Here is a 17,008-nt window from a genome sequence, read left to right as displayed (position 1 = left end):
AGTGTGACGATAAATATAATAGAAATATTATACTTTCGTCAACTCCTTTTTAAAATTTTCTATAGTCGTTCTATACATTTTCTCATAGATAGGAAGAATATTTTTCAAATCGAATTTTATAGCTTGTTCTTTCGCATTTTCTTTCATTTTGGTTAAAAGTTCTTCATTGCTTAACAGCTTAATGGTGTAGTTGCTCATCGCTTCTACATTTCCGATCTCTGCTAAATATCCGGTTTCTCCCTGAATATTTACCTCAGGAATTCCACCTGCATTCGAGCTGATAACCGGAGTATAAGCGGCCATTGCTTCCAATGCTGCCAAACCGAAGCTTTCCTGCTCTGATGGAAGTAAAAATACGTCAGAAAGCTGCAGGATCTTATAAAGGTCATTTACTTTTCCTAAAAGACGGATTTTTGAGATAAGATCAGGATTTTCTTCAAGGAATTGGTTCACCTTTTCCATATCCGGGCCTTCACCAATGATAATAAGTTTAGATTTTACCTTCTTCTCAACGTTTTTAAAGATTTGCAATACTTCATCCACACGTTTTACCGGACGAAGATTCGATACGTGGATCAGAATTTTCTCATCAGGATTCGCAAACTGAGTTCTTTGACATTCCGTACAGTCGTCAAATTCAGAATTATCAATAAAGTTAGTAATCACCTGGATTTCTTTTTTGATATTGAAAAACTGAAGGGTATCCTTTTTCAGGCTTTCAGACACCGAAGTAATGGCATCTGACTGGTTGATGGAAAATTCTACTGCATGTTTATAACTTGGATGCTGACCTACAAGAGTAATATCCGTACCGTGAAGAGTGGTCACTAGAGGAATATCATTATTATCTTCCTGTAGCATCTGCTTAGCTGTAAATGCTGCATACGCATAAGGAATGGCATAATGAGCATGGAGTAGATCCAGTTTATAGAGATTCACAACTCTGTAGATCATAGAACTTAATGCAATATCATAAGGCTGATATTGGAAAAGCGGATAGGTCTGAACATTTACCCTGTGAAAGAAAATATTCGGATTAGTGATGTCTAATCTTGCAGGAAGAGCAGAGCTGATGAAGTGTACTTCATATCCTTTATTGGCAAGGGACATTCCCAGTTCTGTTGCTACAATTCCGCTTCCACCATAGGTTGGATAGCAAAGTATGCCTATTTTCATTAGATTATTGTTGTTTTGATGTTGTTTTATTTTGTGTTCATTGGGGAAATAGGATTCAGATCAATCCCCATTCCTGCTTTTAGCTGATCGTTAACCAATACAGGAAGTCTGCCCCAGATTTTTGTTTTCCCATTTAAAGCATCTGCTGTAGCATTCATAGAATCATCATTATTCTCATAAGATACCAGAACTGTTGAAACTTTTGATAGATCAATGTCTTTCAAAGCATAGGCGCTTCCGAATACATTCAGAAGTACATTCTGATTTTTAGTAAGGTCAGCAAGAACTTTTTTAGATTCTGAAGATATTTTATATGGTTTATAAGCTGTTGAATTATCCTTGTGGAAACCAACAATTACTGTAGAACCAGTTGGAATTGTACTGATCTCATTTGCTTTTTTAAGAATAATATTAGACCCAATTCTATTAGCAAATGTCTGATAAGGAGCTTCCTCTAACGGAACATAATACACTTGTTTTCCTGATAGAGGTAGTAGCTTTTTCTCATCTTTTAATAAAGTTAATGCGTTAGAATAAAGATTCTGAACCAAAATCTTGTGAGAATCATTATTCAGGTCAGCATCGATGTTGTCCGGATTTTTTGGAGCGTATTGTGTAAGTCCTAAGAAATATTTTGTTAATAAAATTTTCTTTACACTTTCTTCTACTCTGGATTGAGAGATTTCTTTGCTATCAATGGCCTTCTGAATCAGTTTTTTCCCTTCAGAAACCCCCTGAGAGAAAAGCATGATGTCATTTCCAGCTTTGAATGCCATAGCATCCAACTCTCCCGGTTTGTACTTGTTGGCAACGGCGCCCATATTTAAGGCATCTGTGATAATTAAACCTTTATAGCCAAGTTTATCCTTTAATAATCCTGTGATGATATTTTTAGAAATAGAAGCAGGAATACCTTTTCCAGATTCTAAGCTAGGAACATATAAGTGAGCTACCATAACGCCACCAATTCCTTTATCCATTAAAGCTTTAAATGGAGCAATTTCTATTGAATTCAATCTATCTAAATTGTGGGAAACCACAGGAAGATCAAGATGTGAATCTGTACTAGTATCCCCGTGACCAGGGAAATGTTTGATTGCTGCTAAAATATTGTTATCCTGAAGTCCATTAGAGTAGGATAGAGCAGAGTTAATTACATTATCCACCTCAGAGCCGAAACTTCTGTTACCGATAATAGGATTGTTCGGATTGGTGTTTACATCCACTACCGGAGCAAAATCCCAGTTGATTCCCATTCTGTGGCAATCTTCTGCAATTTTAGCAGACATTTGATACACTAGATTCTTATCCTGAATAGCACCTAAAGTCATTGCCCAAGGAAATTTATGTGCTGTTGCAATTCTTTGGAATAAACCCCATTCAGCATCCATTCCAATCATTAAAGGAATTTTGGATTTTTGCTGGAACTCGTTGACCAGGTTGATTTCTCTTGCTGCATCATCCTGCATCAGGATCAAACCTCCGATCTTATCGTTAGAAACAATATTTCTTACTTGATTAATATAGTCTTCTCCTTTATTTGTATAAAGAGCAACAATAAAAAGCTGCCCTAGTTTTTCATCCTGTGAAAGATTTTTATACGTTTTTTCAACCCATTTCTGAGCCTTTTTTATATCTTCTTTCGACGTGTTTTTTGGCTGATACTGGGCATTAATCCTAGGACTAATGAATGCTGCAATAAAGAGTGAAGTATATAATAATTTCCTCATGACTTTTTGAATAAGAACAAAAATACAATTAAAAAAATTGACAAAAACAAAGATTTTGAAATTTTTGGTATATGATTTGAATACGCAATATAAATAATAACTAAACATTTATAGAAATGAAAAAAATTCTTCCACTTATATTATTAGCCGGTGTCGGATTTTTAACATATAGTTGTGATAATAGCAATGATGATCCGGTTGTGGTAAATCCTGGAAAAGATAATGATACATTTCCAATCATGAAAGACTTAACTGGTACATTTGTAGCAGATAAGTACGTATTGAATGCAGATATCGATATTTTAACAACTGATGTAGTATTGGTGTATAGAAAAGCAGGAAATGCTTGGCAGCAGATTCCAAAGACGGTATATGTAGATGCATCCACTTCTATCTCACCAAGAAAATTTGATTATAACTTTGTCTTTGATAATAAAACCGTTCAGATTAGAATTGATGACGCTAACTTTAATCTTGGAACGATGTCTCAGGCAGAAGTAAATAATTATTTGGCAAATCAAACTTTCAGAATTGTACTTGTACCTGCAGATCCTGCGAAAAAGACTGCAAAAGTAAGCAACAGTGTTGATTTTGGAGACTATAATGCTGTAGTTAAGTATTATAACATTGATGAATCTAAGGTTAAAACCATCAATGCACACTAATTAAGAAATATCTTTTCAGTTTTTTATAATTAAAAAAGCTTCGGGAGTTATCTTCCGGGGCTTTTGATTTTTTATATGATATGAATAGGAGAGACTGGATAAGCAATGAGTCATTAACAATGGATAATGGTGAACTCATTGATCGTTTAGGACTAATAAAGCTGTCTTATAAACAATGATAAGGTCTAATAAATATGGATTGAAATAGAAGGGAATTTAATGAATTCTGATAGCTTTATAGTGAAAGTTGATAGTGGAATTGAGAAGTGATGAGGTGTCAGAACATAATAAAAAAACTTCAGAATTTATTCTGAAGCTTTTTTTATCTAGTTATCATTGTCATCGAGTAGATGTCCAAAGAAATCTTTTTTCGTTTGTAAATAGCCTTTACTTATCTCATTGGCCGGAATCTGTAATGGTATCCTTGAATTAAGATGTACATTACTATCTACCACATATTTTACCTTTTCAGGGTTATTGGTCAAAAGATTGACATCTTTTACATCCAACAGATTAAGGATTTCAATAGCTACACCAAAGTTCCTGTCATCAGCAGGAAGTCCCAGTTCAAGATTGGCCTGTACCGTATCAAGTCCTTTTTCCTGTAATGAATATGCCTTTAATTTATTGATGATCCCAATATTACGGCCTTCCTGACGAAGATAAATAATAATACCTCCGTTTTCGTGGATGTATTTCATTGCAGCATCCAACTGCTGCCCACATTCACATTTTTTTGAATGGAAAACTTCCCCGGTAATACATTCTGAATGGAAACGGACATTTACAGGTTTTGAAAAATCTGTATTGTCTGCGATGATTGCCATGTGAGGCATCCAGTCATTTTCGTTTTCGGAGAAAGCAATCATTCGGAAATTGCCGTGCTCTGTAGGAACATTGGCTTCCGCCTGAATTTTAATCATTGATAGTTCAATTAGTTTTTAACTTCCTGGTAAAGTATCTTCAATGACAGAAATATTGGTTTTTAAACGAACCAAATATCTGTTAAGAACTTCATCATCATCCTTGTCAAGACTTTGTCTTTGCTTTTGAATTTTTTTGTATGATTTTTCGAAGCTTTTTAGCGCTCTGCTTTTACCAGCTGAATTATTGGCGTCAATAGCATATAAATAATTCTGAAGGCTGTATTTCAAACTTGTAACCTCATCATTCAGCCCATTGTTTTTAAACTTAGGAAAAGTGGAGATGATATTTGAAATCTCAGAAGCGTTTACGTTTTCCTTGATATTGATATTAAAACTCTTCTTTGAGCCTCTATCAGAATCAGATCCTTTTGTATCGCTATAAAAATTATTTGACAGCGGAGAAAGGTTAAGCTTTTCCGTTGCGCAGGAAGATGTTAATAGTATTAGTACTCCAAAAAAAACTAGTCTTTTCATTTCTGTTGCCCTTTTTGATAAAGGATTGGGTTAAGACTTTCATCGTTATACATTTTCATTTGTTTGTATACTTTCATCTTAACGTTACCGTTCTCAATATCAGCAAGCAACTGATTTATAGAAGTAGATAGATCTTCCCTCTGAGTAAGCAGAACATCCAGTTTAGCCTGGCAATTATTTCTGTGTTCTTCAGAAGCGGATTCTCTATTGGCTTCTAATGACATATGATAAACCTTTAATGCAAGAATTGATAATCTGTCTACTGCCCAAGCGGGAGTCTCCGTATTTATCTTTGCCTCAGGTTTAGGAGTTATATTTTCAAACTTATTAAGGAACCAGCTGTCAATATACTCAACCAGATCAGTTCTTTTCTGATTGGAGGCGTCTATTGTTCTCTTTAATTGAAGAGCTTCAGCCGGATCAATATTTTCATCTCTAATAATATCTTCCAGATGCCATTGAACGGTATCAATCCAGTTCTTTGCATACAAAATCCGTTCCAAACTATCTTTTTCAAACGGGTTATTAATTAGAGTGTTAACGTCATCAGACACGTGATAGTCTTCAATAGATTGATTGAAGACTTTCCATGCAGTCTCAGTAAATTTCATTAATTCTAAGGAATTTTAGTTACTTGAAGAATTATTGTTTGTAGAAGACGACTTATTTTCAGAACCTGGTTTGTCTTCTTCTTTTACCGCATCTTTAAATTCTTTGATACCTGAACCAACTCCTCTCATTAGTTCCGGAATTTTCTTTCCTCCAAAAAGCAGCACTAAAAGTATTGCTACGATAAGGATATGTTGCCAAGATAAGGCAAGTATTGTTAGTGTATTCATCTCTTAAAATTTTTACAAAGTTACACTTTTTTTAATATGAAATCCAACCTAGTGGATCAACTGGTGTACTTCCATTCCATACTTGGAAATCAAGGGTATAGGCACCATCAAAATCCTGAGCTACAGTTCCTACTGGAGTTCCTGCAGAAACCTGCTGTCCTTTGGAAACACTTACACTTCCTAAGTTGGAATATATAGTAAAATAACTTCCGTGTTTAATGATTACGGTTTTTGTACCGTCATTGTTCGCAAGTACTGAAGAGACAGATCCCGGATATACAGACTTTGCACGAGTACCTGAAGGTACGGAAAGTTTAATCCCATTATTTTCTTCTGTAATATTTTTGAAAACAGGGTGTGGCTGTCTTCCGAAACGGTGAGTAATTTGCCCGGCTCTGTCTGCAGGATATCCTAATCTTCCTCTGTTTTCCGCAAAACTGCTTCCTGTGGAAGTAGTCACTCCGTAACTTGTCATTGCTTTAGACTCTGCCGCTTTTTTCTCTTCTTCTTTTTTCTTGGCTAGTGCTGCTTCTGCTGCTCTTGCTGCGGCTAACTTATCTGCTGCTGCTTTTGCATTAGCTGCTGCTTCATCTGAAGCTTTTTTCGCGGCTAATTTTCTTGCTTCATCTCTTGAATTGGCTTCTGCTTTTGCAGCTTCTTCATTACGCTTTCTTTCCTCCTCCGCTCTTTTTGCTGCTAATTCGGCTGCTCTTTTTGCTTCGGCTTCAGCAATTCTTCTTTCTCTTTCTAACGCTTCAGCTCTTGCTTTCGCTTCCGCTTCGATTCTTGCTTTTTCTCTTTCAGCGGCAAGTTTTGCTAAACGTATTTTTTCGGCTTCTGCTTTTCTTCTTGCTTCTTCTTCAGCTTTCGCAATTCTGATCTCTTCAGCAATAATTGCTCTGATCTGCCCTTCAAGAGCCTTGGATTGAACCTGTTTTTGTTTCAGTTCAGCAGTAAGCTTCGATTCATTCTTTTTAAAATCAGCTACCAGTTGCTCTTTTTGGGCTCTTTCCGTATTAATCGTAGCTAAATCCTTCTGTTGATTTACCAGAAGGTTTTCTTTTTCTTTTACAGAGTTCTGTCTTTGTGTAATGGTTTTTTTGATCTGATTGGCAGCATCAGTAATTTCAGCTGCTTTTTTATCCTGATAGTCTGAATACTGCTTTAAATATTGTACTCTTCGGATAGCCTCGCCCATGTTTTTAGCTGAAAGGATGAAGGTTACTTTATTCTGTACCCCTTTATTTTTATAAGCATTTACCAAAACTTCAGCATAGTTCTTTCTCAGAACAGCCAGTTCTTTATTCTGACGGTTGATCTCAAGCTGCTTCAGATAGATATCATCTTCAATAAATCTCTTTTCTTTTTGAGTGTTATTGTAGACTTTTTCTCTTAAGACTAACTTTTGATTAACGCTGGTAAGATAGGCTATGGAAAGTTTAGATTCGCTCCTTGTTTTAGCTAAATCTGTATTTATTTGTGCAATTTGTTTTTTAAGTTCGGCATTCTGTTTTTGTAACTGTTCTTTTTTCTGCTGCCCCTGGTGCAGCCCGAACATAAGAACACCTATTAAAAAGCTAAATTTTTTAATCATTTAATCTCAATTTTCTTATAACTGGATGGTACAGAATAAGGTGTTTCCATCCTCGAAAAGTCAAATTTCGTGTTTTCCAGTAAAATTTGACTAGATTTTGAGCCTTTTATAATTATTTTAACATTTTGCGGCAAGCGGATTCCATTGTATTCATTCCAATTACTGTAAGATATTTCTAACTCATCCGGAGATAAGACATCTTTTAAGTTGACAGTCAGTAAATCATAATTGGTATCATATTGCAATGCAATTTTGTACTCTCTCTGTTTTTCATCACTTACAATTTTCTGGTTGACATTAGAAACCATTTTGTATCCCTGTGCATTTTGAGTGAGTGTAAACTGAGAATCATTAATCTTTATAAAGGTTCTTCCCAACAGGATTCTTTCGAGAGCTTCATAATCAATGAAGTTAACGTTCAGTAGATTATTAAGATAATCAAAATCGGAATCAATATATGTTTTGCTTGTCTTATCCTGCCCTTTTATTCCTTCCGGAGTAGCTATACCTCTGGCCACATTAAGGAAAAGGGCTCTCAGGTTCATCCAAACTTTTTTATCATTTTCAATATAAATGGTTGCATCCAGTGTTGGAATAAAGCTGCCGGTTTCTACCCGTACCTTACTGTCAATTTTGATCTGCTCGAATTTTAGTGGGATTAGTACATGTTCGTAAAAGGAGAATTTATCCCTTACCGGTTGGTTTACATCTTTTGGATTTCTGTTATCTTCTGTTGTTTTGATACTGTCTTGGGGAGTACCTGTGCCACTTTTTACAGCATTACGGGTTTTACAGGATGATAAAGCAAGAAGCAATAAAAAAAACGGGATCCAATTTTTCATGTATTTATCTTTTCAATTAAAAAAATACGGTGCAATATTAACGCCAAACCACACAAAACATTTTGTGTGGTTTGGTTTTATCTTATTTAAGTTAAAGAATTTCTAATCTTATTTACTTGGAAAGAAAATCTAATACTGAATAATCTCCCAGAGAAATTTCTCTTGCCACTCCAAAATACTGAGCAGAATTACCAATCATAGAATTGGAAAGATTTCCGTGGTTGATTCTTGTGTTTTCCTGAATGAGAGAGTTTTCAATATTGGAATTGACAATAATGGTGTTATTTCCTAATGAAACTCCAGGACCTACTTTAGAGTTGGATATTTTTACATTTTCCCCAATAAAGCATGGCTGAATGATCAATGAATTCTCAATGACTGCAGAAGCAGGATAATGGCTCATTTCCTCTTTTTCATATTCAAGGATTTTGCTGTTGGTTTCTACTGTAGCATTTTTGTTACCGCAGTCCATCCAGTCATTTACTTTACCCAAAGTGAATTTAGCGCCCTTAGCTCTAAGGTTCTCCAAGGCCATCGTCAGCTGGTATTCTCCACCGTTTTTAATATCATTGTCCATGATATAGTTGATTTCATCCATTAGCTTTTCGGCACTATTGAAGTAGTAAATTCCAATGATGGCAAGGTCAGAGACAAATGTCTGTGGTTTTTCTACGAAGTCTGTAATGAAACCATAGTTATCTAATTTTACAACTCCAAAAGCAGATGGATCTTCTACACTTTTTACCCATATTACTCCGTCAGAATTTTTATCCAGCTGGAAGTCTGCACGGAAAAGAGTATCAGCGAAAGCAATAACAACATCTCCTGTCATTGACTGTTCTGCACATTTAATCGCATGGGCTGTTCCAAGTGGATCATTTTGATAATATAAACTTCCTTTTGCTCCTAGTTTTTCGGTAATCTGAAGAAGTGATCTTTCGATCTCAGGACCAAAGTCTCCGATGATAAAAGCTACCTCTTCAATTTTTTCTCCTGCAACCTTAGCAATATCTTCCACTAATCTCTGTACGATAGGTTTCCCTGCGATAGGAATAAGTGGTTTTGGAACGGTTAATGTATGTGGACGTAATCTGGAACCACGTCCAGCCATTGGAACAATAATTTTCATAGATGATATAACGATGTTTTTTGTTTAAATGTAATGTATTTTGGGCTAAATGTAATGATTAAAACATTTTTAAAAAGTAATATTTATCACATTTAACGCATTGTTTAGTTTTTAAAGCTTAATAGTTATCAAAAGAGAGACCAAAGTTTAATTCTTCCTGATTCTTGATAAAATCATATTTTTCTCAGAATAGATCAAAATTCCTAAGAAGATTAAGAATAATAAATTACTTGTTAAAATATTATAGTTAAGATATTTTACAATGATAAAACTGAAAACTCCAAGTAATAGTAAGAAGAAACTCATCTTCTTCATTCTATAAGGAATTGGGTAATATTTTTGTCCCAGCAAGTATGATACAATCATCATAATTGCATATGCCCCGAATGTAGCCCAAGCAGAACCAATCATACTGTGGTAGTAGGATAAGGCTAAGTAGTTTAAAACAATATTAATACCTGCTCCAATCCATGAAATTACGGTTCCAACACTCGTTCTGTCCGTTACTTTATACCAGGTGGAAAAGTTATAATATATTCCGAAGCAAAGGTTAGCTACTACAATAATTGGGATAATGTCTATTGCAATCCAATAAGATTTATTAGGAATAAAAACACTCTTTAACCATGAAATATTGGCGATGATTCCCAGAGCTACAGCACAGGCAAAAAAAGCAAAGTATTCTGCTACTTTAGCATAGGTCTTTTTAGCATCCCCTTTATCCATTTGCTTAAAAAAGAATGGCTCAATACCCATTCGGTAAGCTGTAACAAATAAAGTCATCAGGACGGCTAGTTTATAACAGCCTCCATAAGCACCGGCTTCCTCATCTGAAATATGATTTCTCTGTATAGATTTATCAAAGTTTTCATTCACCATAAAAGCAAGACCTGCCAGCATCAATGGAAATGAATACTTGATCATACGCTTAAATAAAGAGGTGATGAATTGGAATCTTACTTTTAATATAATAGGAAGTAACAAGAGGAAACCTAAAGCACTTCCTGCCAGATTACTGAAGAAAGGATAATCTACATTTTGATTTAGACCAAAACCTTTTGATACACTTTCTGGAATCCAAAAGAATAGAGCTGCTGTAAAAACTGCCTGAAATATGGACTGAAAGATTCTCACTGCTGAGTATTTAATAGGCTTATTGTGGAAACGCAGCCATGCAAAAGGAATCACCAATAGATTGTCAAAAAAAGCAATTAATGCAAACCATTTAATATATTGAGGATTATCATGATATCCTAAATAATCGGCAATAGGTTGATTGAATAAATAGCATAATGCCAGGAATAGGGTAGAGGTTGAAAATAAAAACCAGAATGAAGTATTGAAGGTTTTTTTCTCATTATCATCTTCCGCAGAGAATCGGAAATAGGCTGTTTCAAAACCAAATGAAAGGATAATGTTCACAAATGAAATCCACGCATAAAGCTGTGTGAAAATTGCAAAACCTTCATTGGGAATTTTATAGATCAACAGTGGATTAAGGATGAATAAAATAATTCTTGGCGCGATAGCCCCCACTCCATAAATAATTGTCTGCCCTAATAATTTCTTATACAATTCGAAAAATTTTATGCAAATGTAAATATTTAGAAATTGATTTATTACGAGTGATATAAAAATTCATTCATAAACCTTAATTTTGCTTTTTAGAGAAGTTAAAAGCAGGATGTTATCAATTCATGATTGTATGTATTCATAAGACTTCATTGTTAACTTACCCATTTTTAACCTCTCATTTCTAATCTAATTTCTAAAAAGTAAAATGAAGACCCTAATCAAAAATGTAAATATTGTCAATGAAGGAAGAATCTTTGAAAGCGATATCTTAATAGAAAATGACTTGATTTCTAAAATAGCTTCCGGTATTTCTGAAGATGCAGATCAGATTATTGATGGCTCAGGAAAATATCTTCTTCCTGGTGTGATTGATGATCAGGTACATTTCCGTGATCCTGGTTTAACTCACAAAGGAGATATTGAAACGGAATCAAGAGCTGCTATTGCCGGAGGAGTGACCAGTTTTATCGATCAGCCTAATACAGTTCCCAACGCTGTTACTCAGGATTTATTAGCGGATAAATATGAAATAGCTTCTCAGAAAGCATATGCCAACTATGGTTTTATGATGGGAGGAACAAATGATAACCTTGAGGAAGTTTTAAAAACAAATCCGAGAAATGTTCCGGGTATCAAATTATTTTTAGGGTCATCTACTGGAAATATGCTGGTTGATAATCCAGAAACATTGGAAAATATTTTCAGTAATACAACCATGCTGATCGCTGTTCACTGTGAAGATGAGGCCACTATCAGAGCCAATACTCAACAATATATGGATGAATATGGAGAAGATATTCCGGTGAAGTTCCATCACTTGATCAGAAGTGAAGAGGCTTGCTATAAATCCTCTTCAAAAGCAATTGAACTGGCTCAGAAAACAGGAGCAAGACTTCATGTCTTTCACCTTTCTACGGCTAAGGAAATGGAGCTATTCAGAAATGATATTCCACTAAAAGATAAAAAGATTACTGCTGAGGTATGTGTTCACCACCTTACCTTTACGAATGAGGACTACGAAACAAAAGGAGGTCTCATCAAGTGGAATCCGGCTGTAAAAACACAAAAGGATAAAGATGCTCTTTGGGAAGCATTGCTGGATGACAGAATTGATGTGATTGCAACGGACCACGCACCTCATACCGCAGAAGAAAAGGATAATGTGTATACAAAATGCCCGTCGGGAGCACCATTGGTTCAGCATTCATTAGTCGTGATGCTGGAAAACTATAAAAACGGTAAAATCTCCCTAGAGAAAATTGTTGAAAAAATGAGCCACAATCCTGCAATTCTTTTCAGAGTAGAAAAGAGAGGTTTTGTAAAAGAAGGATATAAGGCAGATCTTGTTTTGGTAGATTTAAATGAAGACTGGACGGTATCCAAAGATAACTTATTATACAAATGTGGATGGAGTCCTCTTGAAGGAATGAACTTTCACTCTAAAGTTACCCACACTTTTGTCAATGGAAACCTGGTTTATGATAATGGAAAAATTGCTGAAGAGAAATTTGGGGAGAGACTACTTTTCGAGGTGAAAGAATAATAAAAGTTATTATAACAATTCAATAGAAGCGGGCTTTAGCCCGCTTTTTTATTTCAAAAATTCCATTGGCTTTAGCCAAAACCTATTTTTTAGCCTTATTGCCCATATAAAAAGTAAGTTTTCCTCCATTCATAATCTCAGAATGCTTTAATGTGAAATTTTTAACCTCTTTTCCATTTAAAAGAACCTTTTGTACATATACATTTTGTGGGCTTTGATTGATGGCTTCAATTTCAAAAGTTTTTCCGTTTTCTAAATTTAAAACAGCATTGTCAATGGCCGGACTTCCTATTGAATAGTTGTCTGAACCGGGAGCTACAGGATAAAAACCTAATGAACTTAGAATATACCACGCGCTCATTTGTCCTGTATCATCATTTCCTCCTAATCCGTCCGGTGTTGCTTTATATTGCATTTCAAGAATATGACGGATCTGTGATTGGGTTTTCCAAGGCTGTCCTGCCCAGTTATAGAGATAAGCAACATGATGTGCCGGTTCGTTTCCGTGAACATATCCACCGATAATCCCTTCTCTGGTAATATCTTCAGTATCTGCGAAAAATTCATCGGGTAGGTGCATTGAAAACAGTTCATCCAGCTTTGATGCAAATTTCTTTTTTCCGCCCATCATTGTTATCAGCTCATCTGGATTTTGCGGAACAAAAAAGCTATAGTTCCATGAGTTCCCTTCAATGAATCCCTGTCCGTGGGTACTTAAAACATCGAAATCTTTTTTAAAACTTCCATCAGCAAGGCGCGGACGCATAAATCCGATGGTTTTGTCAAAATTATTCTTCCAATTTTGAGAACGTTTGATGAATTGATTATAGATTTCTGTTTCTCCTAAATGTTTAGCCAACTGAGCAATGGCCCAGTCATCATAAGTATATTCCAGAGTATTTGAAACTGAAGTTCCGTTTTTTTCAGCAGGAATATATCCTAGATCAATATATTGACCAATCCCTTCATAGTCTCTTTTGTTGGCTGTTTCTACACATGCTTTCAGGGCTTCTTTAGCATCACCATTATAATTTCCTTTGATAATAGCATCGGCAACAACACTTACGCTGTGATAACCACTCATGCACCAGTTGTCATTGGCATAATGTGACCATATGGGTAACATTTTCATTGAAAACTGATTATAATGAGCCATCATTGATCTCACCATGTCATTATTACGTTTAGGTTGAATAATATTAAAGAAAGGATGAAGAGCCCGATACGTATCCCATAAAGAGAATGTAGTATAGTTGATGAAATTTTCTGCTTTGTGAATATTTTGATCCAATCCTTTGTATTCTCCGTTTACATCCATATAAACTGTGGGGTTAATGAATGTATGATACATCGCAGTATAAAAATTGGTCTTTTGGGTTTCAGAACCTTCAATAACAATTTTATTTAATTCCTTGTCCCAATCTCTTTGCGCATTTGCCTTAACCTGATCGAACGTTAAATTTCCGGCTTCCTTCTCAAGGTTTTCCAAAGCATTAGCTTGGCTTACAGGAGAAATTGCAAGTTTGATCTCAATAGATTCACCTTCATTCGTGTCAAAATCAAAATACATTTTTAAATTTTTTCCAGCGATTTCCGGGAAGTTTTTTGTTTGATCGAACTTTCTCCAAAATCCTTTGTAAATCTGCTTTTCATCATAATTTTTCTGACCGTAGGATTTGAAAGGTTTTGAAAATGTCATCGCAAAATAAACCGTTCTTGTTCTTGCCCAGCCATTGGTTTGCCTATATCCTGTAATGGTGTTACCATCTTCTTTGCGGACATAGGTCCAGACATTTTTTCCGTCATAGTTATAGATGCCCGCCATCAGATCTAAAATAATATGAGCCTGATCAGATTTGGGAAAAGTATAACGATGGACTCCCACCCTTGGAGTAGCGGTTAATTCTGCAAGGATATTATAATCATCAAGCTTAACCTGATAATATCCTGCAGCGGCCTTTTCGTTCTGATGTGAAAATCTGCTTCTGTATCCATTTTCAGGATGTGTAGCCGTTCCGGGATTAAGCTGAAGCTTCCCAACAGTAGGCATTATCAAAAAATCCCCAAGGTCAGAATGCCCCGTACCACTAAAATGAGTAGAGCTAAAGCCTGTAATGGTTTTGTCTTCATAACGATAGCCTGCGCAATATTTATAAACTTCACCATTGTATTTTCCGTTAAGTTCATAGGAAATGCTGTCAGTTTCCGGACTTAATTGTATGGCTCCAAAGGGAACAGTAGCTCCGGGATAGGTATGCCCCATTTTTTCAGTTCCGATGAGTGGATTTACATATTGATATAATCTTTCAAATTTTTGAGCTTTAAAGTAAAGACTTAAAAATAATAGAAACAGAAAAACAATGGCTCTGTGATTTTTCATTAATAACAAATTTTCAAAGGTTAAAATTAATTAAAATCATCATTTGCTGTTTTACTTTATAAGAATTCGTTCAATATTTATTTTTTTCGGAAAAACGGAACCCTATTCCGTGCAGATTTTCAATTAAAATATCCTGTTCCGCAGCTAGCACTTTTCGCAACCGGGAAATAAATACGTCCAGACTTCTCCCCATGAAATAATCATCATCTCCCCAGATGGCCTTTAGGATATCCTGTCTTTTCACAACGGTATTTTTGTGATTGAGAAAATAATGAAGAAGTTCAGACTCTCTTTGAGTAAGAGTGATGTTGTTTTCTATGCCTTGCAGGGTGTAGTTTTTAGGGTCAAAATCATATTTCCCGACTTTGTATTTTACAGGAGTGGGATTGGTTTTCTTTGTACGTTTCAGGAAAACTTCTATTTTCAGCATCAGTTCTTCAATACTGAATGGTTTTACCAGATAATCATCGGCTCCTATTTTTAACCCTTTGATTCTGTCTTCCTTTAAAGCTTTTGCAGAAATAAAAATAATCGGGATCTCAGAGTTTTTACTACGAATCTGCTGGGCTACTTCAAATCCGTTCATGCCAGGCATCATAATATCCAGCAGACAAATATCATAATCCTTACTGTTAAATGCTTCCAATGCAGATTCTCCGTCCGAATAGCAGCTGATATCATAATAACTTTCTAAGCTGTCTTCAACCAGGAATGCTATTGTTTTGTCGTCTTCGGCATATAAAATTTTAGATTTCTCCATACTTACACATGATTAAATTGAAAACGGAAAAAAGAGAGTGGTGGTAATTCCTTTGTCTTCATTATTCTCTACAGAAATTTTCCAGAGATGCTGTTGCACTACTTTCTTTACATAAAATAGTCCCAGCCCAAAACCGTTTACTTCCTCACTTCTTTTGGTAGGTACCCTATAAAATTTTTCAAAAATATGAGGAATATTTTTAGCAGGAATACCCAATCCGTTGTCTTTAAACTTTAAATATAAACCTTTTGAATCTTTATAGGATGAAATGTTAATAACCGGGTTTGTTTCACAATACTTGATGGAGTTGTCTAAAATATTATAAATGATATTGGTAAAGTGAAATTCATCAGCCATGATTGACGTGCTGTTTTCAATATCTATCTCGATGCTGAGGTCTGCATTTTTATGCTGTATGGTATCTGCAATTTCCTGAATAAAAGGAAGCAGGACGATTTTTTGAGGCTTTAATGACAAGCCGGAAGCATCGTTCTTTGCAATATTCAGTATTTTTTCAATATGATTATTAAGCTTGTGGCTTTGATTGATAATAATAGAGGTGTAGGTCTGTAGTTTAGAGTTTTCCTGCACCAGATCCTGCTTATTGAGAGCTTCGGATGCTAAAAGTATGGAAGATAAAGGTGTTTTGAACTCATGCGTCATATTATTGATGAAATCTCTTTGCAGTTCTGAGAATTTCTTTTGTTGAATGATGGTATAAATAGAATAAACATAGACCAAAAGAATAATAATAAGGGCAAAAGTGAGCACATACCAGAATCTTAATGAGCTGATCAGATAAGTTGTTTTATCAGGAAACCGGATTGAAAAGTAATAGGTAAGGTTTTTGTGCTTGGGAAAATTAATCACTTTGTTACTTGGGCTTTCCTGATGAGAAGTCATAAATTTTCCGTACACCATTTTATCACTATGACAGTTATATAATGCATATACATAATCTGTATTGATTTGAAATCGGGTGAATTCTGTTTTGAGATAATATTCAAGAACTATGGGATGAAATTCATTATTAATATTGACTACATAATAGTCATTGGCGATATTCTGAACAGGATTTTCCGTATAGGAAGTTTTTCCGCCGGATAATTTTTCCGCAACTTCCATTAAGGCAATATTTACCTTTTGGTTAAACTTTTTATCCTCAAGATTATAAGCTTGGCGGGTCCACATCAGTTGAGCTATTAAAATTCCGATAATAGCGATGAACCCCAGCGTTATGATGATATTGAGTTTTTTTATTTTCATTTCCTGAAACAATATTATCCAAAAATATCTATTTATCTTTTACCATTAACAACTTGTTAACAAATGTTTGACAGCGGTTAACAAGTTGTAATCATAGTCTGTTTTACAT

15 protein-coding genes are annotated in these 17,008 nt (G+C 35.1%); 2 read left to right on the top strand and 13 right to left on the bottom strand.

The window, feature by feature from the left end; genetic code table 11:
- Positions 1–27 precede the first annotated feature (27 nt).
- Together bshA and EG344_RS08570 are read right to left on the bottom strand one after the other, a co-directional pair.
- On the bottom strand, positions 28–1,176 hold the full coding sequence (bshA, locus tag EG344_RS08575) for an N-acetyl-alpha-D-glucosaminyl L-malate synthase BshA (RefSeq protein ID WP_089739560.1): 1,149 nt from the start codon (positions 1,174–1,176) through the stop codon (positions 28–30).
- 26 nt (positions 1,177–1,202) lie between these two features.
- Positions 1,203–2,906: a glycoside hydrolase family 3 protein gene (locus EG344_RS08570; protein WP_123909101.1), complete on the bottom strand. Its 1,704-nt coding sequence runs from the start codon at positions 2,904–2,906 to the stop codon at positions 1,203–1,205.
- A gap of 116 nt (positions 2,907–3,022) precedes the next feature.
- Between EG344_RS08570 and EG344_RS08565 the strand changes: the two genes are divergently transcribed.
- Positions 3,023–3,571, top strand: a complete 549-nt coding sequence (locus EG344_RS08565; RefSeq protein ID WP_123909100.1) for a hypothetical protein — start codon at positions 3,023–3,025, stop codon at positions 3,569–3,571.
- 326 nt (positions 3,572–3,897) lie between these two features.
- Here the strand turns inward: EG344_RS08565 and ribA are convergent, their stop codons facing one another.
- The 8 genes from ribA to EG344_RS08525 all read right to left on the bottom strand — a co-directional run bounded on the left by ribA (position 3,898) and on the right by EG344_RS08525 (position 10,950).
- A complete protein-coding gene (gene ribA, locus EG344_RS08560; RefSeq protein ID WP_089739566.1) occupies positions 3,898–4,494 on the bottom strand; it encodes a GTP cyclohydrolase II in 597 nt (198 codons plus the stop codon).
- An 18-nt stretch (positions 4,495–4,512) separates the two neighbouring features.
- Positions 4,513–4,971, bottom strand: a complete 459-nt coding sequence (locus EG344_RS08555; protein WP_123909099.1) for a hypothetical protein — start codon at positions 4,969–4,971, stop codon at positions 4,513–4,515.
- Positions 4,968–5,582: a DUF4254 domain-containing protein gene (locus EG344_RS08550; RefSeq protein ID WP_123909098.1), complete on the bottom strand. Its 615-nt coding sequence runs from the start codon at positions 5,580–5,582 to the stop codon at positions 4,968–4,970. The genes EG344_RS08555 and EG344_RS08550 overlap by 4 nt, the downstream gene beginning before the upstream one ends.
- 15 nt (positions 5,583–5,597) lie before the next feature.
- Positions 5,598–5,810: a twin-arginine translocase TatA/TatE family subunit gene (locus EG344_RS08545; RefSeq protein WP_066699604.1), complete on the bottom strand. Its 213-nt coding sequence runs from the start codon at positions 5,808–5,810 to the stop codon at positions 5,598–5,600.
- Between the two features lie 31 nt (positions 5,811–5,841).
- Entirely contained in the window at positions 5,842–7,404 is a 1,563-nt protein-coding gene (locus EG344_RS08540; RefSeq protein WP_123909097.1) for a M23 family metallopeptidase, read from the bottom strand.
- Positions 7,401–8,246: a DUF4292 domain-containing protein gene (locus EG344_RS08535; protein ID WP_123909096.1), complete on the bottom strand. Its 846-nt coding sequence runs from the start codon at positions 8,244–8,246 to the stop codon at positions 7,401–7,403. The genes EG344_RS08540 and EG344_RS08535 overlap by 4 nt, the downstream gene beginning before the upstream one ends.
- 112 nt (positions 8,247–8,358) lie before the next feature.
- Entirely contained in the window at positions 8,359–9,375 is a 1,017-nt protein-coding gene (locus EG344_RS08530) for a sugar phosphate nucleotidyltransferase (protein WP_123909095.1), read from the bottom strand.
- A gap of 147 nt (positions 9,376–9,522) precedes the next feature.
- Positions 9,523–10,950 (bottom strand): lipopolysaccharide biosynthesis protein, encoded by a 1,428-nt coding sequence (locus EG344_RS08525; RefSeq protein WP_123909094.1) that lies wholly within the window; start codon positions 10,948–10,950, stop codon positions 9,523–9,525.
- A gap of 205 nt (positions 10,951–11,155) precedes the next feature.
- On the opposite strand from EG344_RS08525, the gene EG344_RS08520 reads away from it, so the two are divergent.
- A complete protein-coding gene (locus tag EG344_RS08520) occupies positions 11,156–12,493 on the top strand; it encodes a dihydroorotase (RefSeq protein WP_123909093.1) in 1,338 nt (445 codons plus the stop codon).
- 82 nt (positions 12,494–12,575) lie between these two features.
- Here EG344_RS08520 and EG344_RS08515 read toward each other — a convergent pair whose 3' ends face one another.
- From EG344_RS08515 to EG344_RS08505, 3 genes are all read right to left on the bottom strand, one after another.
- On the bottom strand, positions 12,576–14,873 hold the full coding sequence (locus EG344_RS08515) for a GH92 family glycosyl hydrolase (RefSeq protein ID WP_123909092.1): 2,298 nt from the start codon (positions 14,871–14,873) through the stop codon (positions 12,576–12,578).
- A 70-nt stretch (positions 14,874–14,943) separates the two neighbouring features.
- On the bottom strand, positions 14,944–15,633 hold the full coding sequence (locus EG344_RS08510; protein WP_123909091.1) for a response regulator transcription factor: 690 nt from the start codon (positions 15,631–15,633) through the stop codon (positions 14,944–14,946).
- Between the two features lie 12 nt (positions 15,634–15,645).
- A complete protein-coding gene (locus EG344_RS08505) occupies positions 15,646–16,899 on the bottom strand; it encodes a sensor histidine kinase (RefSeq protein ID WP_123909090.1) in 1,254 nt (417 codons plus the stop codon).
- Between the last annotated feature and the right edge of the window lie 109 nt (positions 16,900–17,008).

It is taken from the genome of Chryseobacterium sp. G0162, assembly GCF_003815715.1.
In the GTDB taxonomy this organism is placed as follows: Bacteria; Bacteroidota; Bacteroidia; order Flavobacteriales; family Weeksellaceae; genus Chryseobacterium.
The sequence above is the reverse complement of the archived record's forward strand: the minus strand, read 5'-3'. Positions and strand labels throughout refer to the sequence as shown.